Source organism: Escherichia sp. KTE159, assembly GCF_000408805.1.
GTDB lineage: Bacteria > Pseudomonadota > Gammaproteobacteria > Enterobacterales > Enterobacteriaceae > Escherichia > Escherichia marmotae.
This window is the reverse complement of record NZ_KE137292.1, coordinates 2,033,689-2,054,800: the sequence shown is the minus strand read 5'-3', so window position 1 is coordinate 2,054,800 and position 21,112 is coordinate 2,033,689. Positions and strand designations below refer to the sequence as shown.

Genomic DNA, 21,112 nt, shown 5'->3' with positions numbered 1-21,112 from the left:
GTAACTTACTGCAATCTCACAACAGGTAGTGAATATGATCACCATTCGTGATGTAGCGCGTCAGGCTGGCGTCTCTGTGGCAACGGTTTCCCGGGTGCTAAATAACAGCGCTCTGGTAAGTGCGGACACGCGTGAAGCGGTTATGAAAGCAGTGAGCGAGTTGGACTACCGACCAAACGCCAATGCCCAGGCGCTGGCAACTCAGGTGAGCGAGACTATTGGCGTGGTAGTGATGGATGTCTCCGACGCCTTTTTCGGTGCGCTGGTGAAAGCCGTTGATCTTGTCGCCCAGCAACACCAGAAATATGTGCTAATCGGCAATAGCTATCATGAAGCGGAAAAAGAGCGGCACGCCATTGAGGTGTTAATCCGCCAGCGTTGTAATGCGTTGATCGTTCACTCAAAAGCGTTAAGTGACGACGAACTGGTGCAGTTTATGGACAACATTCCCGGCATGGTGTTAATCAATCGCGTTGTGCCGGGTTACGCCCATCGCTGCGTTTGCCTGGATAATATCAGCGGTGCCCGAATGGCGACGCGCATGTTACTGAATAACGGTCATCAGCGTATCGGTTATCTTTCTTCCAGCCACGGTATTGAAGATGACGCGATGCGCAAAGCCGGTTGGATGAGCGCGCTGAAAGAGCAGGATATTATTCCGCCAGAGAGTTGGATCGGCACCGGTACGCCAGATATGCCCGGCGGCGAAGCTGCGATGGTTGAACTGCTGGGGCGTAATCTGCAACTCACCGCGGTGTTCGCCTATAACGACAATATGGCCGCTGGCGCACTGACAGCGTTAAAAGACAATGGTATTGCTATCCCGTTACATCTCTCGATCATCGGTTTTGATGATATCCCCATCGCCCGTTACACCGACCCGCAGTTAACAACCGTACGTTATCCCATTGCTTCAATGGCGAAAATGGCCACCGAACTGGCATTACAGGGGGCCGCAGGCAACATTGATCTGCGTGCCAGTCACTGTTTTATGCCGACGTTAGTGCGTCGTCATTCTGTTGCTATACGCCAGAATGCGGCGGCGATCACTAACTCAACAAATCACGCGATGTAACCGCTTTCAATCTGTGAGTAATTTCACAGTATGTTAACAATGCAGTAGTTATGATTGCACCGTTTTAACGTTGTAACCTATGTGTAACAGTGGAAATTCACTTTTATCGAGGTATAGCGTCATAACAACAATTAAAGCTGTTTTCTGGAGCGTTACCGGACATGGAAGAACGAATTTTAAAACGTGAGCTTCGGCGTTCAGTAACACTTCATTAACCATACTGCCCCGCCGAGCATTTATCTCAAGCACTACCCTGCATAAGAAAAACCGGAGATACCATGAATAAGAAGGTGTTAACCCTGTCTGCTGTGATGGCCAGCATGTTATTCGGTGCCGCTGCACACGCTGCTGATACCCGTATTGGTGTGACGATTTATAAATATGACGATAACTTTATGTCTGTAGTGCGTAAGGCTATCGAACAAGATGCGAAAGCCGCGCCAGACGTCCAGTTGCTGATGAATGATTCACAGAATGATCAGTCCAAGCAGAACGATCAGATTGACGTGCTGTTGGCGAAAGGGGTGAAGGCGCTGGCAATCAACCTGGTTGACCCGGCTGCTGCGGGTACGGTGATTGAGAAAGCGCGCGGACAAAACGTGCCAATCGTTTTCTTCAATAAAGAACCTTCCCGTAAGGCGCTGGATAGTTACGACAAAGCCTACTACGTTGGCACCGATTCGAAAGAATCCGGGATTATTCAGGGCGATTTGATTGCTAAACACTGGGCGGCAAATCAGGGTTGGGATCTCAACAAAGACGGTCAGATTCAGTTCGTACTGCTGAAAGGCGAACCGGGTCATCCGGATGCAGAAGCGCGCACTACGTATGTCATCAAAGAGCTAAACGACAAAGGCATTAAAACTGAACAGTTACAGTTAGATACCGCAATGTGGGATACCGCTCAGGCGAAAGATAAGATGGACGCCTGGCTGTCTGGCCCGAACGCCAACAAAATCGAAGTGGTTATCGCAAACAACGATGCGATGGCAATGGGCGCGGTTGAAGCTCTGAAAGCACACAACAAGTCCAGCATTCCGGTGTTTGGCGTCGATGCGCTGCCAGAAGCTCTGGCACTGGTGAAATCTGGTGCACTGGCTGGCACCGTGCTGAACGATGCTAACAACCAGGCGAAAGCGACCTTTGATCTGGCGAAAAATCTGGCTGATGGCAAGGGAGCCGCTGACGGCACCAACTGGAAAATCGACAATAAAGTTGTCCGCGTTCCTTATGTTGGCGTAGATAAAGACAATCTGGCTGAATTCAGCAAGAAATAAGACTGATTGGGCGCAGTCATTCACTGCGCCCTTATTGTATGGCCAACAAGGTAAAATTATATGGTCAGCTCAACGACTCCGTCATCAGGAGAATACTTGTTGGAAATGAGCGGTATCAACAAGTCTTTTCCAGGCGTTAAGGCACTTGATAACGTTAATTTAAAAGTGCGACCACACTCCATTCATGCGTTAATGGGGGAGAATGGCGCAGGAAAATCGACATTATTAAAATGCCTGTTTGGTATCTATCAAAAAGACTCCGGCACTATTTTATTCCAGGGTAAGGAAATCGATTTTCACTCAGCCAAAGAAGCCCTGGAAAATGGTATTTCGATGGTACACCAGGAGTTAAACCTGGTATTACAGCGTTCGGTCATGGACAACATGTGGTTGGGGCGATATCCCACCAAAGGGATGTTTGTCGACCAGGATAAAATGTACCGCGAAACCAAAGCGATATTTGACGAACTGGATATTGATATCGATCCGCGTGCGCGCGTTGGTACGTTATCCGTTTCACAAATGCAGATGATTGAAATCGCCAAAGCATTTTCCTATAACGCGAAAATAGTCATTATGGATGAACCAACTTCTTCATTAACTGAAAAAGAAGTCAATCATCTGTTTACCATTATTCGTAAATTAAAAGAACGCGGCTGCGGTATTGTCTATATCTCGCATAAAATGGAAGAGATATTCCAGTTATGTGATGAAGTCACCGTACTGCGCGACGGACAGTGGATCGCTACCGAGCCGCTGGCGGGGCTGACGATGGACAAGATCATCGCCATGATGGTTGGCCGTTCTCTTAATCAGCGTTTCCCGGATAAGCAAAACAAACCTGGCGAAGTGATCCTTGAAGTGCGTAACCTGACGTCACTGCGTCAGCCGTCAATTCGCGATGTCTCGTTTGATCTGCATAAAGGGGAGATCCTCGGTATTGCCGGGCTGGTAGGTGCGAAACGTACCGATATTGTCGAAACCTTGTTTGGGATCCGTGAGAAATCTTCCGGCACCATTACACTGCACGGCAAAAAGATTAATAACCATAATGCCAACGAAGCCATTAACCATGGGTTCGCGCTGGTCACCGAAGAGCGCCGCTCAACGGGGATTTATGCTTACCTGGATATTGGCTTTAACTCGTTAATTTCTAATATTCGCAACTACAAAAACAAAGTGGGGCTGCTGGATAATTCGCGGATGAAAAGCGACACCCAGTGGGTCATTGATTCGATGAGGGTAAAAACGCCGGGTCATCGTACGCAAATTGGTTCACTCTCCGGCGGTAATCAGCAAAAAGTCATTATTGGGCGCTGGCTGCTAACGCAACCGGAAATATTAATGCTCGACGAACCGACGCGTGGCATTGATGTTGGCGCGAAGTTTGAAATTTATCAATTAATTGCCGAGCTGGCGAAAAAAGGCAAGGGGATAATTATTATCTCCTCTGAAATGCCAGAGTTGTTAGGGATAACGGACCGTATTCTGGTAATGAGCAATGGTCTCGTTTCCGGCATTGTCGATACAAAAACAACAACGCAAAACGAAATTCTGCGTCTTGCGTCTTTGCACCTTTAAGATTAGGGGCTTCCCATGAGTGCGTTAAATAAGAAAAGTTTTCTTACTTACCTGAAAGAAGGTGGTATTTACGTCGTTCTTTTAGTTTTGCTGGCTATTATTATTTTCCAGGACCCAACATTCTTAAGTCTGTTGAACTTAAGTAATATTCTTACCCAATCATCGGTGCGTATTATTATCGCGCTCGGCGTGGCAGGGTTAATTGTCACCCAGGGAACTGACCTTTCTGCTGGTCGTCAGGTAGGGCTGGCGGCGGTGGTGGCGGCTACCTTGTTACAATCGATGGATAACGCCAACAAAGTATTCCCCGAAATGGCGACCATGCCGATTGCGCTGGTTATTCTGATAGTCTGTGCCATTGGCGCGGTTATCGGTTTGATCAACGGTCTGATTATCGCTTACCTCAACGTGACGCCGTTCATTACCACGCTCGGCACGATGATTATCGTCTACGGTATCAACTCGCTCTATTACGACTTTGTTGGTGCGTCACCGATTTCCGGTTTTGATAGCGGCTTCTCCACCTTTGCCCAGGGGTTTATTGCGCTGGGGAGTTTCCGGCTATCTTACATCACCTTCTACGCGCTGATTGCCGTGGCGTTTGTCTGGGTGCTGTGGAACAAAACCCGTTTCGGCAAGAATATTTTTGCTATTGGCGGCAACCCGGAAGCGGCGAAAGTTTCTGGTGTTAACGTCGGCCTGAATCTGCTGATGATTTATGCGCTGTCTGGCGTGTTCTATGCCTTTGGTGGGATGTTAGAAGCCGGACGTATCGGCTCTGCCACCAACAACCTCGGCTTTATGTATGAACTGGATGCTATCGCGGCGTGCGTGGTGGGCGGTGTATCGTTTAGCGGCGGCGTGGGTACGGTCATTGGCGTGGTGACAGGGGTCATTATCTTTACGGTCATCAACTACGGTCTGACCTATATCGGCGTCAACCCGTACTGGCAGTACATCATCAAAGGGGCGATCATTATCTTCGCCGTGGCGCTGGATTCCCTGAAGTACGCGCGTAAGAAGTGATGTGAATTTGGGCATTACCGGATGCGACGTTTACGCCGCATCCGGCAGTTGGTGTCAAATGTCGGATGCGACGCTGGTGCGTCTTATCCGTCCTACTATCCGTCCTACAACGTTACCGGATGTTCTTTTTCTCCCTTCTTAAACTTCACTTCCCCGAGATCAATACAGCTAACCGGGCAAACATGACCGCAAAGCAAACAACCGACGCATTTCTCAGTATTACAATGCGGCGTGCGTGTTTTCTCATCCCATTCCATCGCCTGGTGACCACCGTCGTAGCAGGAAATATAACAGCGCCCGCAGCCGACACACTTATCAAGATTGATATTGGGATAGACTATATAACTGCGGTCTAAATCTTCCGCCGGGACAATATTGTGATTCGCCAGACCCACCATCTCCTGTAACGAGTCAAATCCCTGATCGGCAAGATAATGCGATAACCCGCTCGCCATATCTTCCACAATCCGATAACCGTACTGCATAATTCCGGTGGTCACCTGCAGTGTGGCCGCGCCGAGCAATAAAAACTCTGCCGCGTCTTCCCAGGTTTCAATGCCGCCAATACCGCTGATCGGGAAATCGCGTAGCTCCGGATGCGTGCGCATTTGCTGAATAAAGCGCAGGGCGATCGGTTTCACCGCTTTACCGGAATAACCGGAAATACTCGATTTACCGTTAACGATCGGCATACCGATTTTCTGATTCAGATCGATATTGGTGATGGATTTAACGGTGTTAATCGCTGCAATGCCATCTGCACCGCCACGCTTAGCCGCCAGCGCCACTTCGCACATATCACCGATATTCGGCGTCATCTTCGCCAGCATCGGCAGCGTTGAACCACGTTTCACCGCCCGACAATATTTCTCTACCAGTTCCGGGCTTTGCCCGACATCGCTACCCATCGCATGAGAAGTCATCTGCGGGCAGGAGAAATTACATTCGATCATATCCGCGCCAGCTTCTTGCACCAGACGCGCCAGATCTTCCCATTGTTGCTCATTTTCTCCCATGATCGAGGCGATCAGCACTTTGTCCGGGTAATCCTCTTTCAGCCGACGCAGAGCGGTCAGATTCTCTTCCAGCGGATGTTCGGCAATCTGCTCCATATTTTTGAAGCCAATAAAACCGGTATCTTCTTTCACCAGATGATCAAAACGTGGCGAAACCTCGTTAGCGATAAAAAAGCCGATAGTTTTGAATACCACGCCGCCCCAGCCGGTGTCGTAGGCTTTGGCACACATCTCATAGCAATTGCCTACTGGCGAAGAAGAGAGGCAGAACGGGTTGGGAAACTTCACGCCGCAAAAGGTAATAGAAAGATCTTTCGTTAACATGAGCAAGCTCCCTCTAAATAGTGATGGATCGCCTCGGCGGCTTCTTTCCCGGTCTTCACGGCATAGACCACGGTTTTATCACCCTCAACAATATCGCCAGCGGCAAACAGTTGCGGGTCACGGGTCTGGTAATTTTTCGTTTCGATAGTGTTACGTTGGGGTTCCAGTGTAGCAAAAGCGGTAAGTTCGGCATGTTGACCGATGGCGAGAATAATTTTGTCTGCCGCCATCGTCAGCTCGCCCGGTAAACGAACATGTTTAAACGTCACTTTATTGCCATCTACCGCCACAGGCGTAAAGCCATCGATAATCGATACCCCCAATTTCTGAGCACCGGTGAACTCTTTCTTGCTTGCCGGAAACACATCTAACTCTTCACGCGCCACGCAGGTCACCGCCGGACAACCGAGAACTTTCAGCGTACTGGCAACGTCCATCGCGACATCGCCGCCGCCAATAATTAATGCGCTTTGTGGAATGCTGATATCGCCTTGTGCCAGGCGTGCGCGTTGCAGGAAATCGACGGCAATCTCAACGTCGCTATGCTCAAACAGCGGCAGGGTGGAACCACGCGATAACCCCACGGTTACCAGTACCGCGCGGTTTTCTGCTTTCAGTTGCTCCAGCGAGAGCGTTTTGCCAATTTCACAGTTGCACTTAATAGTCACACCCATTTTTTCGATACGGGTGATTTCCGCATCCAGCACCGACTGCGGCAAACGGAATTGTGGAATGCCGTTACGCAACCAGCCGCCTGGTTGTACTTCTTTTTCGTAAACCGTGACGTCGTAACCCAGGTTGGTTAGCGTCACGCTGGCCTGCAGCCCAGCAGGGCCAGCACCGATAACCGCTACTTTACCAAGCGTCTTACTGCCCGGTTGATAAATTTCCATTCCGGTTTGTTGTTCGAAATCAGTAACAAAACGCTGTAAGCGAGCAATATCAATCGGATCATCGACACCTGCGCGGGTACAACCGCTCTGGCATAATTTTTCTGTGGGGCACACTCTGGCACAAACGGCACCGAGGGCATTATTTTCGCGAATAGTCTCGGCAGCGCCTTTAAAATTACGAAAATAGATTGAGCGAATAAATTTTCCCGGATCGGTTTGCGCCGGGCACGCCTGGCTGCAAGGGGCGTCGTGGCATAATAAACAACGAGAGGCTTCTTTAATCGCCAGTAAAGGCGTAAAAGCCGGAGCGAGTTCATCCAGATAATTTTGTTGCGGCATGTGATCTTCCTTAATGCTATGGGTAATTAAGGCGAACGTATAGTAAATATAACGTGCTGATATTAAGGCTAAGCGTGCGGGGGAATTTAAACTGTGAAAAGATTCACAAATAGCTGCGGTTCAGAATGTTATATCCGCAGCTTAGCGGGGGAAATAATAATTATTCTCAATAGTTAACAGTGGGCGAGAAATAATATTATCGGTAAAAAATAAGATAAATAATCATACCGATGGATAAAATACCGAAGCCGCTATACGCCACTATATAAGCAAAGAAGAGACCGGGATTTTTTTCACGCCAGACATACACCGGTTCCGGCACATTTTTAACCCGTTTATCAATTGCGCCAGCACGCCAGCCTTTCCATGCTTCGCGAAAACAAAATACCGGGATAAGGAAAAAAACGGCAATGACAAAAAACTGCTGAACATCCATAACTACTTTCCTTGTTTCTTTTGTAATTCAAGTAACTGTTCTGGCGTGACGGCGGGATAACCCTGCGCATCTTCGGGCACCTGGTGCATTGCCGGAATAGGGACCAGTGGTCCTAAAAAGCGCGGTTCACGTTTAAAAATATAAAGGTCAGCCAGCGCACCGAAGCGGGCGGCAAATTCGCGAATACGTACTGACCACATATCTTTTGGTGACGGTACGGCATAACACTGCGCCTGAATACCCATATGCAGAGCGATAAATAATGCCCGCTCACAGTGGAAGCGCTGAGTAATAATAATGAAGTCGTTGGTATCGAACACCTTGCGTGTACGCACGATGGAATCCAGGGTACGAAAACCGGCGTAGTCGAGAACAATATCAGCCGGATCGACGCCAGCGGCAATTAAATCTTTGCGCATGGTCATCGGTTCGTTATAACTCTGTAATGCGTTATCACCGCTAAGTAATAGATAATTCACCTTACCGCTGTTATAGGCATTTATTGCACCCTGAATACGGTAGCGGTAATACTGATTAATCACCCCAGTACGATAATATTTTGCCGTGCCAAGTACCACGCCGACCTGGCGGTAGGGGAGATCCTGCAATTCATCGTAGATATAAGGCGCAGTTTTCCAGCTCATCCAGCGGTCGAGGCCGAGCACTGTCAACAGCAGCAAGCCGATCAGGACTAACAGGCTGTAGAACACGCGCTTTAACATGCTGAAAACTCGATCTTGGGGAATTTCAATCAGGCTACTTTACCTGTGGGCTTTGCGCAAGAAACGGCAAACTGTTTGCCGGGATTTTCGACACCAGGGTGAGTAGAAATGCCGGATGCGCTACGCTTATCCGGCCTACGAAATTTTGCACTCTGTAGGCCGGGTCAAGCGTTCACGCCGCATCCGGCACCGGGCTTAAGCGAGAAGCACGCGGTCGATATTGTGACAACCGAGAGCTTTCAGCGTTGCCGAGGTTGCATCCCACTGAACCAGCGGGGCATCGGCTTTTTCTGCCAGAATCGCCCGCTGAATATCCGGGTAATCATAACCTTTGAGATTTAACAGAATTAATGCGCCCTGCAACGGCGGTAGAGTTGGGTTGAATGCGGCGTTTTCAGCATAGCTACCACTGAAAATACGACCGTCTTTGCATTCCAGCGCCACGCCGCTTGGAGACTTGCTGTAAGGCATGTGCGAACGGTTGGCCGCGGCAATTGCCGCCTGAGAAAGCGCATCGCCAGTCAGCGCATAGCCGTGATCCTGCTCGTCCATCAGCAGTGTCTTAATCTCCAGATCTTTCGGCCCAAAGGCATCCGGCAAATAGTCACGCAGCGCATGCGCTTCGCGGCCCGGCAGATGAATGCGTAGATCCAGCCCGCTGTTCAGTTCGTTCATAAACTGACGGCAGTGACCACAAGGTGTGTAGTTAACGGTGATGGCCGCGAGCGCTTTCTCACCGCTCAGCCAGGCGTGGCTGATTGCGCTTTGTTCGGCATGAACGGTTTGCTGCATTGTTGCGCCAATAAATTCCATATTGGCACCAAAATACCAGGTTCCACTCACGCCGCGCGCAATGGCACCAACATTAAAATTCGACAATGGCGTGCGGGCACAGGCCGCCGCCAGTGGTAGCAGTGCGAAAGCCAGCGCGTCTTCGTCCAGCCCCGTTGCGCTCTTCAGCGAAGAGACCTGCTCTCTGGTCAACAACGCGGGGAAATACTTATCTGCCAGAATGGGTTCCAGTGCAGATTGCAAGTTATCCGCAAGTTGGGCAAAAGCAGTTTGAAAACGTGGATGCATGGCGTTGCCTCATAATCATGTAATGGGATAACAGTTTACGAACCCATTATGGCTTTATATGTGATCTGAATCTCATTAATTATGCAACGCGTGAAACTTACATCAAAAATGCGCGACGCATCGCAAATTTTAGCCCATTACTGCCAGAATAATCGGGAAAAGAAATGGTGCAACCAGCGAGGTAATAATCCCGCATAACACCAACGCCAGCGAACTAAATGCGCCTTCCTGATAATCCAGCTCGGCACAGCGCGCTGTTCCGAGGGCGTGAGAGGCCGTCCCCATCGCCAGGCCACGCGCTGCTTTGGTACGAATACGCATCGCATTGAGTAGCGTATGACCAAACACCGCACCCAAAATACCGACAAAAATCACACAAACCGCGCTGATTGCCGGAATACCGCCAATACTGCCACCAACGGCCATCGCAATTGGTGTGGTAACCGATTTCGGTAATATTGATGCAGCGATTTCCGGTGAAGCGCCCATCAACAATGCTACGCAAGTCCCCGTCACCATCGCGACCACGCTACCGATAAAACAGATAGTGATGATGGATTTCCAGCGCGCGCGGATCTGGTGCAGTTGTTCATATAAAGGATAGGCCAGTGCGACCACCGCCGGTTGCAACAGATCGTTTAACACTTCGCTACCTTTAAAGTAGCTGTCGTAAGAGATGCCGGTCAGCATTAAAAAAGGAATGATCACCACCATTGCCACCAGCAACGGGTTAAGCAACGGAAACTTATACCGTGTTGCCAGTTTGCGGGCGGCAAAAAAGACAATCAATGTCAGCGGTAATGACCACCAGATATTCGCCATCATTTTTCTGATCCTTTCTGACCTATGACTTTACGTTCACCGTGTACCAGGTGCGAACTCCAGCTCACCACCAGAAAAACCACCAGCGTACTAATGGCACAGGAAACCACCACCGGGCCAAACTGTGCGCGTAGCAAATCAAAATATTGCATTACGCCTACGCCAATTGGCACAAACAACAGTGCCATATAGCGAATCAGTACGTAACACCCCGGATTGACCCACTTCGCCGGAAGAATTTGCAAGGCCAGCAGGACAAACAGGATTAGCATCCCGATGATGCTGCCCGGAATGGTTACCGGTAGCAGGGAAGCAATGAAAATGCCTGCATACAGGCAGGCATAAATCAGGACAAAAGCGCGTAAATATTGCCAGATAATGTTCAGTGTCTTACTCATAATCAACACCCCAGATGAGATGGATTCATCATACAATTAATCTATAAAATGTGCTACCGATCACATTAAGAAAACATCGCTTATTTTTCGCGCCAGGGCATGACGATGTGAGCAGCGAACTCAGGCATACCATACTTTTGCAGATCAGAAAGCGCGCCAGCCATACATCAAGCATAGAGAGGGATTGTAGTTTGCAGCAATCCCTCTCTGCAGACCTTTAATCCGTTGACCGGAGGCGCTACCATAGCGCCTCATTTTTTTGCGGGTGATGATATGCGTGTGTTACTGGCACCGATGGAGGGTGTGCTTGACTCCCTGGTGCGTGAATTACTGACCGAAGTTAATGACTACGATCTGTGCATCACCGAATTTGTCCGCGTGGTGGATCAACTGCTGCCGGTAAAAGTTTTTCATCGCATTTGTCCTGAGCTGCAAAACGCCAGTCGAACGCCTTCCGGGACACTGGTGCGGGTACAACTGCTGGGTCAGTTCCCGCAATGGTTAGCAGAGAACGCCGCCCGTGCGGTGGAGTTGGGTTCCTGGGGCGTGGATCTCAACTGCGGTTGTCCGTCGAAAACGGTTAACGGCAGTGGCGGCGGGGCAACGTTACTCAAAGATCCTGAACTTATCTATCAGGGGGCAAAAGCGATGCGCGAAGCTGTACCGGCGCATTTACCCGTCAGTGTGAAAGTGCGGCTTGGTTGGGACAGCGGTGATAAGAAGTTTGAAATTGCCGATGCTGTCCAGCAGGCTGGGGCTACGGAACTGGTCGTTCATGGGCGGACAAAGGAGCAGGGTTACCGTGCGGAGCATATCGACTGGCAGGCGATAGGCGATATTCGTCAGCGATTGGCCATTCCGGTTATTGCCAACGGAGAAATCTGGGACTGGCAGAGTGCGCAACAATGTATAGCTATCAGCGGTTGTGACGCGGTGATGATTGGGCGTGGGGCGCTTAATATTCCTAACCTGAGCCGAGTGGTGAAATATAACGAACCGCGGATGCCGTGGCCGGAGGTCGTTGCATTGCTGCAAAAATATACCCGTCTGGAAAAACAGGGCGATACCGGGTTATATCACGTCGCACGGATTAAGCAGTGGTTGAGTTATTTGCGTAAAGAATATGATGAAGCAACGGATTTATTTCATCATGTTCGGGTGTTGAATAATTCCCCTGATATTGCAAGGGCTATTCAGGCGATTGATATAGAAAAACTCTAAAAATCATCGACCCGATAGTCATAAGGGATAAGCCGGGGGGCAGGGGGAGGAGGTGATTATCCACCCCCTGCGTGCTCCTTGCGCCAGTGATTATATGAAGCAATGTACATGACAGGGGCGCAACAGGATGAGAGACTGAAATATCCTCGTTATTTTCGGAGCTGATGACATTAATTAATTTTAAAATATCATCTTAAATACGCCAGTCACCACCAGTAGCCCAATCAGGAAAATAATCAATACTGCCCAGAGTATAATTTTCATTGGCGTTCCTTTATTTGTGAGTGCTAAATAAGTATAGGAAAAAACAAAACCCTTTGCCGCCATTCATAAAGAATTAAGATAAATCGGAGAATATCATTCACTTACTTTATATTTTTCTGAATATGTCGTTTTATTGCCACTGATGTATTGCCACGCGAAACTAAAAAATATATCGCAACACACGGTAATCTCCGCGCACCTTTTCTTACCTGATTACTCCCCCATGAATCGTGATTCCTTTTATCCGGCAATCGCCTGTTTTCCGTTGTTACTTACTCTGGCCGGGTGTGCGCCTATGCATGAAACACGCCAGGCTTTAAGCCAGCAAACGCCCGCCACACATGTTGACACCGCATTACCGGTATCTCTGAAAAACGGCTGGCCGGACAGTCAGTGGTGGCTGGAATATCACGATAATCAACTCACTTCCTTAATTAATAATGCCATACAGAACGCGCCGGATATGCAGGTTGCTGAACAGCGCATTCAACTGGCTGAAGCACAGGCGAAGGCCGTCGCCGCCCAGGATGGTCCACAGCTCGATTTTTCTGCGGATATGGAACGGCAAAAAATGTCGGCAGAAGGGTTAATGGGGCCGTTTGCCCTGGACGATCCTGCCGCAGGCACTACCGGCCCCTGGTACACCAACGGCACCTTTGGTTTAATGGCGGGCTGGCATCTCGATATCTGGGGAAAGAATCGGGCGGAAGTGACTGCGCGCCTCGGTACGGTAAAAGCGCAGGCGGCAGAACGCGAGCAGACCCGGCAATTGCTGGCAGGCAGTGTGGCTCGTTTGTACTGGGAGTGGCAAACCCTGGCAGCTTTAAACACTGTCTTGCAGCAAATCGAAAAAGAGCAGAACACGATTATCGCGACCGACCGCCAGTTATATCTGCGCGGCATTACCTCGTCGGTTGAAGGTGTCGAAACCGATATCAATGCCAGCAAAACCCGGCAACAGCTCAACGATGTCGCGGGGAAAATGAAAATTATTGAGGCGCGGCTAACTGCGCTGACTAACAGCCAGACGAACGCCTTAAAACTGCATCCGGTTGCGCTGCCCAAAGTGGAAAGCAAACTTCCTGACGACCTGGGCTATTCTTTGCTGGCTCGCCGGGCAGACTTACAGGCGGCACACTGGTACGTTGCATCATCCTTAAGCACCATCGATGCGGCAAAAGCTGCCTTTTACCCCGACATCAACCTGATGGCCTTTCTGCAACAAGATGCGCTGCACTTAAGCGATTTGTTCCGTCATTCTGCGCAGCAAATGGGCGTTACGGCAGGTCTGACGCTACCTATTTTCGATAGTGGTCGTCTTAACGCCAACCTTGATATTGTGAAAGCCGAAAGCAATTTGTCGATCGCCAGTTACAACAAAGCGGTGGTTGAAGCGGTGAATGACGTGGCGCGGGCAGCAACTCAGGTTCAGACACTGGCGGAGAAAAATCAGCATCAGGCGCAAATTGAGCGCGATGCCCTGCGGGTAGTTGGTCTGGCGCAGGCGCGTTTTAACGCAGGTATCATCGCAGGTTCTCGCATCAGCGAAGCCCGAATCCCGGCGCTCCGTGAACGGGCGAACGGTCTGCTTTTGCAAGGGCAATGGCTGGATGCGTCCATTCAGCTCACCGGTGCGCTGGGTGGTGGTTATAAACGTAGCTGATGAGTATGCCTGTGGGGACGTTAGGTTTATCCAGCGTTTCTCTTCCCACGCCGTTTCAGCCACCAGCGCACGCCAACCACCAGAACCACGACCAGAATCAACCAAATCCAGTGTTTCAAATGCTGATCGAGATTGTGCAGCCACGGCGCAATCACCTGGCCTCCCGCGTAACCAATAGCGGTAAAAATCAGCGCCCAGGCCAGCGCGCCGAGAATATTCAGTGGCAGAAAGATTTTCGGTGGGAGCTGGCTGGCACCGATTAGCGTTGGGCCAATCACCCGAAAGCCGTACATAAAACGCGTGCCGATGACAAACAGATAAGGATGGCGCTGGATCAGCTTTTGTGCGCGCTCAATTTTGTCCTGATGTTTTGATAAACGGCGTAACAGTTTGCCGCCAAATCGCCGTCCGCACAGATAAAGCACCTGGTCGCCAATCATGCCGCCAAGCGCCACAGAAAGAACCACCAGTGGGAATTTTAATAATCCCTGATGTGCCGCAACGCCTCCCAGCAATGTCACGGTTTCACCCTCTGCCAGACTACCGAGCACCAGCGCGGCATAACCATATTGTGAGATGAGTGTATTGAGATCCATAGGTCGGTCTGTCTCCATTTGATTGTCTGTAAGCATACACCCTGTGAATTGTTTACGCAGGAGAAGGCGTTTTATCACGCGACGCAAATTTTGCGTCAGAACAAAAAACAACCACAAGCTGACTTATACTTGAACTGTCAGGTTCATGAACTCACAACAAGGGGGCGGTATGAGCCATGTCTGGGGACTGTTTTCCCATCCCGATCGTGAAATGCAGGTGATTAATCGTGAAAACGAAACGATTTCTCATCACTACACCCACCACGTTCTGCTGATGGCGGCGATCCCGGTGATCTGCGCCTTTATTGGCACTACACAAATCGGCTGGAATTTTGGCGATGGCACTATCCTGAAGTTATCCTGGTTTACCGGACTGGCGCTGGCTGTCTTGTTTTATGGCGTTATGCTGGCTGGGGTGGCAGTGATGGGACGGGTCATCTGGTGGATGGCACGCAATTACCCACAGCGCCCGTCGCTTGCGCACTGTATGGTTTTCGCGGGCTACGTTGCAACACCGCTGTTTTTAAGCGGCCTGGTGGCGCTTTACCCGTTGGTCTGGCTGTGTGCGCTGGTGGGAACGGTGGCGCTGTTTTACACCGGCTATCTGCTTTATCTCGGTATTCCAAGCTTCCTGAATATCAACAAAGAGGAAGGTCTTAGCTTCTCCAGTTCGACACTGGCGATTGGCGTGCTGGTGCTGGAAGTGCTGCTCGCCATTACCGTTATTCTGTGGGGTTACGGTTATCGCCTGTTCTAGAAAGTTCTTTTGTGCTGCATTGTTGGCGTAAATATCAGCAATGCAGCATTTCCTCACGATTCTCCTTTGACGATCGCACTTTTTGCTCGTTATGATGGCCTCGCCAGCCTCAGTAAATCCTTACTCCGGCGGTGCGCAACCCATGCGCGTGAACCACTATCTGAATGCTCATCATGCCGAAATTTCGAGTTTCTTTATTTAGCCTGGCCCTGATGCTGGCTGTGCCTTTTGCGCCTCAGGCCGTTGCCAAAACTGCAGCCGCGACTACAGCTTCGCAGCCGGAAATTGCCTCCGGTAGTGCGATGATTGTTGATCTCAATACCAACAAAGTGATCTATTCGAACCACCCGGATTTGGTGCGTCCGATTGCTTCAATTACCAAATTAATGACTGCGATGGTGGTGCTTGGCGCACGATTGCCGCTGGATGAAAAACTGAAAGTGGATATCAGCCAGACGCCAGAGATGAAAGGCGTTTATTCGCGCGTGCGACTGAACAGCGAAATCAGCCGCAAAGAGATGCTGTTGTTGGCGCTGATGTCTTCAGAAAACCGCGCAGCGGCAAGCCTGGCGCACCATTATCCTGGTGGCTATAACGCATTTATTAATGCGATGAATGCGAAAGCGAAATCTCTCGGAATGAACAACACGCGCTTCGTTGAACCGACCGGATTGTCGGTGCATAACGTTTCAACTGCCCGTGACTTAACCAAACTGCTGATTGCCACCAAACAGTATCCGTTGATTGGTCAGTTAAGTACCACTCGCGAAGAGATGGCGACCTTCTCAAACCCGGCTTATACCTTGCCATTCCGTAATACTAACCACCTGGTGTATCGCGATAACTGGAATATCCAGTTAACCAAAACCGGTTTTACTAATGCGGCGGGGCATTGCCTGGTAATGCGTACGGTCTTCAATAATAAACCGGTGGCGTTGGTGGTGATGGATGCATTTGGCAAATATACCCATTTTGCCGATGCGAGTCGTTTACGCACGTGGATTGAAACCGGCAAAGTGATGCCTGTTCCGGCAGCGGCGTTGAGCTATAAAAAACAAAAAGCCGCCCAGATGGCGGCTGGGCAGACGGCTCAGAACGATTAAGGGTAGGCAGGATAAGGCGTTCACGGCGCATCCGGCATTAGGTGGCCGTGCCTGATGCGATGCCTGCGCATCTTATCTGGCCTACATCTGCATCAGGCATCCAGCCGTATTTACTCTACTTCCTGCCAGTTTTTTCGCTTGCTGGTTTTACCGATCCCCGGGTTCATACTGTTGGTCGGATCGTTCTCGCGATAAAACTTCTGCAGCGTCTCCGGTGCCTTATACAAATGACCAACGTTATGTTCGGCGGGATATTGTGCGCCGCGCTGCTGCAATAGTTCCAGCATCTGCTCCTTCAACGCATGCACATCCACACCTTTTTTAACGATGTAATCCTGGTGGAAGACGTAACACATAAAATGGCCGTAATAGAGTTTATGCACTAACTGGCTATCGATCTCCGGTGGCAAATGCTCATACCACTCGGTGTCATTACGACGCAGAGCGATATCCAGTGCCAGAATGTCTTCGACTTCATCGGAATGCACCGCCTGATAACGAATTGCCGCACCTGCTGCTGCGAAACGGTGCAAAAATGCTTTGCTGCCTTCCTCCGGCGTACAGACAAAGAAATCACCTTCCGCCTGTTTGAAATAATCCACCAGCCAGGATTTGGCTTCGCCAATGCCATCGCCCGCCATTTTTAACAGCAGATGATGTTCATATTTATCGCGCCAGCTTTTCATACGCGGGGGCAAATGGCTGGGGAACAGATGGCCGAATTTCTGCATCGCACGGTCGGTAAAATGCGGGCGGAAGAATTTTACTTTTTCCAGCATCGCATCGGTACGCCCTTTGATATTAAAGAAGAGTGGCATCTTGTCGGTGCCAAGTTTATCGATCATCAGGAAGGTGTCTTTGCCGTATTTTTCCGCGATATCGTAGATATCCCGGTGCATGTATTCCCCGGCAACCGGCAGATTTTCAAAATTGGCCAGAATATGGCGGCGGATTTCAGTCAGGACTTCCGGCTGATTGGTGCCGATATAAAACACCTGCTGATTTTTCTCTGCTGCGAAAGTGTCGAGACGTACCGCGAATACCGCCAGCTTACCGGCGCAGCCGGAGGCTTCAAACAGTCGATCCGGGTCAGCGTTATAACGTGCGGGGGTGTCGGCTTCGATGTCACGCACGCGGTGAACATAATCATAATCGTGGGCGTGGCGGCCATCGTGGCGTACATCGTCATCTTTGATGCGATCGTCATCCAGTTTGCTGAGGATCTGCTCCGGCGTTTCGCCCAGATCAATCCCCAGATGGTTGACCAGCGTCAGTTTGCCGTTTTCATCAATGCGCGCGAACAACGACATTTCGGTATACGCCGGACCACGCTGTACCAGCGAGCCGCCGGAGTTGTTACAGATCCCCCCGATGACTGATGCGCCAATGCAGGATGAACCAATCACCGAGTGCGGTTCGCGCCCCAATGGTTTCAGGGCTTTTTCCAGCGAATAAAGCGTGGTGCCAGGATATGCCAGCACTTGCTCACCCTTGCCGAGAACGTGCAGTTTGTCGAGTCGCAGGGTGCTGATGATAACGATATCGCGATCATAATCGTTACCGTTTGGCGTGGAGCCTTCGGTCAGGCCGGTATTGGCGGCTTGCATCAGAATAATTTTGTCAGCGGTGACGCAGGCTTTAAGTACCCGCCACAACTCCAGTAGCGAGCCTGGGAAAACAACGGCCAGCGCGTCGCCCTGACCGGAGCGGAAGCCCTTGCGATAGCGGGCCGTTTTTGCGGGATCGGTGAGCAGGTGTGAATGACCCACCAGGCGGGCAAGTTCATTCAAAAAGGCTTTATTATCAGTTGTTGTCATGGAAGACATTTTCCACTCCTTGTGGTGGCGAAAAAACATCACAAACTAGAATAGCGCCTTGTACGACAATTCAGCGAGTGAATATTTTGAAAATTCAGACAATAAACAGAGCATTCTTTTTCTCTCTCCATCATGCTTATGGCAAACTACGGTTTTTGCACCATTTTCGCTGCCACGTCGGGCAACAGAGGAAGAAAAATCCATATGAAATGGCTATGTTCAGTAGGTATCGCGGTGAGTCTGGCCCTACAACCAGCACTGGCGGATGATTTGTTCGGCAACCATCCATTAACGCCCGAAGCGCGGGATGCATTCGTCACCGATCTGCTCAAGAAAATGACGGTTGATGAGAAAATTGGTCAGCTTCGTTTAATCAGCGTTGGCCCGGATAACCCGAAAGAGGCGATCCGCGAGATGATCAAAGATGGGCAGGTGGGGGCGATTTTTAACACCGTGACTCGCCAGGATATCCGCGCCATGCAGGATCAGGTGATGGAACTAAGCCGCCTGAAAATTCCTCTCTTCTTTGCCTACGACGTGCTGCACGGTCAGCGTACCGTTTTCCCGATTAGCCTTGGTCTGGCGTCCTCTTTTAACCTCGATGCAGTGAAAACCGTGGGGCGCGTTTCAGCTTATGAAGCGGCAGACGATGGCCTGAACATGACCTGGGCGCCGATGGTCGACGTCTCGCGCGATCCGCGCTGGGGACGAGCTTCCGAAGGTTTTGGCGAAGATACGTATCTCACCTCAATTATGGGTAAAACTATGGTTGAAGCGATGCAGGGCAAAAGTCCGGCAGATCGCTACTCGGTGATGACCAGCGTTAAACACTTCGCTGCTTACGGTGCGGTAGAAGGCGGTAAAGAGTACAACACCGTCGATATGAGTCCGCAGCGTCTGTTTAATGATTATATGCCGCCGTACAAAGCGGGGCTGGATGCAGGCAGCGGCGCGGTGATGGTGGCGCTGAACTCGCTCAATGGTACACCGGCAACTTCCGATTCCTGGTTGCTGAAAGATGTTCTGCGCGATCAGTGGGGTTTTAAAGGCATTACGGTTTCCGATCATGGTGCAATCAAAGAGCTGATCAAACACGGCACGGCGGCAGACCCGGAAGATGCGGTGCGGGTGGCGCTTAAGTCCGGTATCAATATGAGCATGAGTGACGAGTATTACTCGAAGTATCTGCCTGGTTTGATCAAATCCGGCAAAGTGACGATGGAAGAACTGGACGACGCCACTCGCCACGTGTTGAACGTTAAATACGATATGGGGTTGTTTAACGATCCGTACAGCCATCTTGGGCCGAAAGAGTCTGACCCGGCGGATACCAATGCCGAAAGCCGTTTGCACCGCAAAGAAGCACGTGAAGTGGCGCGCGAAAGCCTGGTGTTGCTGAAAAACCGTCTCGAAACGTTACCGCTGAAAAAATCAGCAACCATTGCGGTGGTTGGCCCACTGGCAGACAGCAAACGTGACGTAATGGGAAGCTGGTCGGCAGCAGGTGTCGTCGATCAATCCGTGACTGTGCTAACCGGGATTAAAAATGCCGTTGGTGAAAACGGTAAAGTGCTGTACGCCAAAGGTGCGAACGTTACCAGTGATAAAGGCATTATAGACTTCCTGAATCAGTATGAAGAAGCGGTAAAAGTCGATCCGCGCTCGCCGCAAGAGATGATTGATGAAGCGGTGCAGACCGCGAAACAAGCTGATGTGGTGGTGGCTGTGGTCGGTGAAGCTCAGGGGATGGCGCACGAAGCCTCCAGCCGTACCGATATCACCATCCCGCAAAGCCAGCGCGATTTGATTGCTGCCCTGAAAGCCACTGGTAAACCGTTGGTGCTGGTGTTAATGAACGGTCGCCCGCTGGCGCTGGTGAAAGAAGATCAGCAAGCCGACGCGATTCTGGAAACCTGGTTTGCCGGTACTGAAGGCGGGAATGCGATTGCCGATGTGCTGTTTGGCGATTACAACCCGTCTGGCAAGCTGCCGATGTCCTTCCCGCGTTCTGTCGGGCAGATCCCGGTTTATTACAGCCATCTGAACACGGGGCGTCCGTATAACGCCGACAAGCCAAACAAATACACTTCACGTTATTTCGATGAAGCAAACGGGGCGCTTTATCCGTTCGGTTATGGTCTGAGCTATACTACTTTCACCGTCTCTGATGTGAAACTTTCTGCGCCGACCATGAAGCGTGACGGCAAAGTGACCGCCAGCGTGCAGGTGACAAATACCGGCAAACGCGAAGGGGCGACGGTTGTCCAGATGTACTTGCAGGATGTGACGGCTTCCATGAGCCGTCCGGTGAAACAACTGAAAGGCTTTGAGAAAATCACCCTGAAACCGGGTGAAACCCAAACCGTCAGCTTCCCGATCGATATTGAGGCGTTGAAGTTCTGGAATCAGCAGATGAAATATGACGCCGAACCCGGCAAGTTCAACGTCTTTATCGGCACTGATTCTGCACGCGTTAAGAAAGGCGAGTTTGAGTTGCTGTAACTCTTTATGAAGGGCGCGACGTTTGCGCCCTTTGCCTGATGCGCTGCGCTTATCAGGCCTACAGGTTGCAAACACCCTGTAGACTGGATAAGGCGCTCACGCCGCATCCGGCAGGAAAACGCGGGCAGTATTTCCCTCTTCAGTATTTATCTGATTCTGCCACTGAATTCGTCCTGTCAGGCTAATCCCGTCATTATCAA

General features: G+C 50.5%; 19 protein-coding genes. 9 read left to right on the top strand and 10 right to left on the bottom strand.

Annotated features, from left to right (window positions below; all coding sequences use genetic code 11):
• Window positions 1-34 precede the first annotated feature (34 nt).
• The 4 genes from galS (at window position 35) to mglC (ending at window position 4,959) form a co-directional block, all read left to right on the top strand.
• Window positions 35-1,075, top strand: coding sequence for an HTH-type transcriptional regulator GalS (gene galS / locus A31E_RS11745; RefSeq protein ID WP_016248965.1), 1,041 nt, complete (start codon window positions 35-37; stop codon window positions 1,073-1,075).
• A gap of 278 nt (window positions 1,076-1,353) precedes the next feature.
• Window positions 1,354-2,352, top strand: coding sequence for a galactose/glucose ABC transporter substrate-binding protein MglB (gene mglB / locus A31E_RS11750; RefSeq protein WP_001036961.1), 999 nt, complete (start codon window positions 1,354-1,356; stop codon window positions 2,350-2,352).
• Between the two features lie 60 nt (window positions 2,353-2,412).
• Entirely contained in the window at window positions 2,413-3,933 is a 1,521-nt protein-coding gene (mglA, locus tag A31E_RS11755; protein WP_000255047.1) for a galactose/methyl galactoside ABC transporter ATP-binding protein MglA, read from the top strand.
• A gap of 15 nt (window positions 3,934-3,948) precedes the next feature.
• Entirely contained in the window at window positions 3,949-4,959 is a 1,011-nt protein-coding gene (gene mglC, locus A31E_RS11760; protein WP_001275110.1) for a galactose/methyl galactoside ABC transporter permease MglC, read from the top strand.
• A 104-nt stretch (window positions 4,960-5,063) separates the two neighbouring features.
• Here mglC and preA read toward each other — a convergent pair whose 3' ends face one another.
• The 7 genes from preA to A31E_RS11795 form a co-directional block, all read right to left on the bottom strand.
• A complete protein-coding gene (gene preA / locus A31E_RS11765) occupies window positions 5,064-6,299 on the bottom strand; it encodes an NAD-dependent dihydropyrimidine dehydrogenase subunit PreA (protein WP_016248964.1) in 1,236 nt (411 codons plus the stop codon).
• Window positions 6,293-7,531, bottom strand: a complete 1,239-nt coding sequence (locus A31E_RS11770; RefSeq protein ID WP_001516706.1) for an NAD(P)-dependent oxidoreductase — start codon at window positions 7,529-7,531, stop codon at window positions 6,293-6,295. Before A31E_RS11770 ends, preA begins: the two co-directional genes overlap by 7 nt.
• Before the next feature lie 196 nt (window positions 7,532-7,727).
• A complete protein-coding gene (locus A31E_RS11775) occupies window positions 7,728-7,967 on the bottom strand; it encodes a DUF2542 family protein (protein WP_000383084.1) in 240 nt (79 codons plus the stop codon).
• A gap of 2 nt (window positions 7,968-7,969) precedes the next feature.
• On the bottom strand, window positions 7,970-8,689 hold the full coding sequence (gene sanA, locus A31E_RS11780) for an outer membrane permeability protein SanA (RefSeq protein WP_000920076.1): 720 nt from the start codon (window positions 8,687-8,689) through the stop codon (window positions 7,970-7,972).
• Between the two features lie 195 nt (window positions 8,690-8,884).
• Window positions 8,885-9,769 carry a cytidine deaminase gene (gene cdd, locus A31E_RS11785; protein ID WP_000553575.1) on the bottom strand — a complete coding sequence of 295 codons (885 nt, stop codon included), beginning with the start codon at window positions 9,767-9,769 and terminating at the stop codon, window positions 8,885-8,887.
• Window positions 9,770-9,898: 129 nt separating this feature from the next.
• Window positions 9,899-10,594, bottom strand: coding sequence for a CidB/LrgB family autolysis modulator (locus tag A31E_RS11790; protein ID WP_000968214.1), 696 nt, complete (start codon window positions 10,592-10,594; stop codon window positions 9,899-9,901).
• Entirely contained in the window at window positions 10,591-10,989 is a 399-nt protein-coding gene (locus A31E_RS11795) for a CidA/LrgA family protein (RefSeq protein WP_001516704.1), read from the bottom strand. Before A31E_RS11795 ends, A31E_RS11790 begins: the two co-directional genes overlap by 4 nt.
• Window positions 10,990-11,262: 273 nt before the next feature.
• On the opposite strand from A31E_RS11795, the gene dusC reads away from it, so the two are divergent.
• Window positions 11,263-12,210, top strand: a complete 948-nt coding sequence (gene dusC / locus A31E_RS11800) for a tRNA dihydrouridine(16) synthase DusC (protein ID WP_001264859.1) — start codon at window positions 11,263-11,265, stop codon at window positions 12,208-12,210.
• A 180-nt stretch (window positions 12,211-12,390) separates the two neighbouring features.
• Here the strand turns inward: dusC and yohP are convergent, their stop codons facing one another.
• Complete coding sequence (yohP, locus tag A31E_RS26460; protein WP_000691708.1) at window positions 12,391-12,474, bottom strand: small membrane protein YohP; 84 nt, start codon at window positions 12,472-12,474, stop codon at window positions 12,391-12,393.
• A gap of 223 nt (window positions 12,475-12,697) precedes the next feature.
• Here yohP and mdtQ point away from each other — a divergent pair, with 223 nt between their 5' ends.
• On the top strand, window positions 12,698-14,137 hold the full coding sequence (gene mdtQ / locus A31E_RS11805) for a multidrug resistance outer membrane protein MdtQ (RefSeq protein ID WP_001078174.1): 1,440 nt from the start codon (window positions 12,698-12,700) through the stop codon (window positions 14,135-14,137).
• Between the two features lie 26 nt (window positions 14,138-14,163).
• Here mdtQ and A31E_RS11810 read toward each other — a convergent pair whose 3' ends face one another.
• The gene (locus A31E_RS11810; protein WP_000365434.1) at window positions 14,164-14,733 is read right to left on the bottom strand and encodes a DedA family protein; all 570 of its coding nucleotides are present in this window, start codon (window positions 14,731-14,733) and stop codon (window positions 14,164-14,166) included.
• 169 nt (window positions 14,734-14,902) lie between these two features.
• Between A31E_RS11810 and A31E_RS11815 the strand changes: the two genes are divergently transcribed.
• Both A31E_RS11815 and pbpG read left to right on the top strand, forming a co-directional pair.
• A complete protein-coding gene (locus A31E_RS11815) occupies window positions 14,903-15,490 on the top strand; it encodes a Yip1 family protein (RefSeq protein WP_010379386.1) in 588 nt (195 codons plus the stop codon).
• Window positions 15,491-15,663: 173 nt separating this feature from the next.
• Window positions 15,664-16,593, top strand: a complete 930-nt coding sequence (pbpG, locus tag A31E_RS11820; protein ID WP_016248962.1) for a D-alanyl-D-alanine endopeptidase — start codon at window positions 15,664-15,666, stop codon at window positions 16,591-16,593.
• Window positions 16,594-16,703: 110 nt separating this feature from the next.
• Here pbpG and dld read toward each other — a convergent pair whose 3' ends face one another.
• Entirely contained in the window at window positions 16,704-18,419 is a 1,716-nt protein-coding gene (gene dld, locus A31E_RS11825; RefSeq protein WP_000097358.1) for a D-lactate dehydrogenase, read from the bottom strand.
• A gap of 195 nt (window positions 18,420-18,614) precedes the next feature.
• Here dld and bglX point away from each other — a divergent pair, with 195 nt between their 5' ends.
• Entirely contained in the window at window positions 18,615-20,912 is a 2,298-nt protein-coding gene (gene bglX / locus A31E_RS11830) for a beta-glucosidase BglX (protein WP_016248961.1), read from the top strand.
• Window positions 20,913-21,112: the final 200 nt, after the last annotated feature.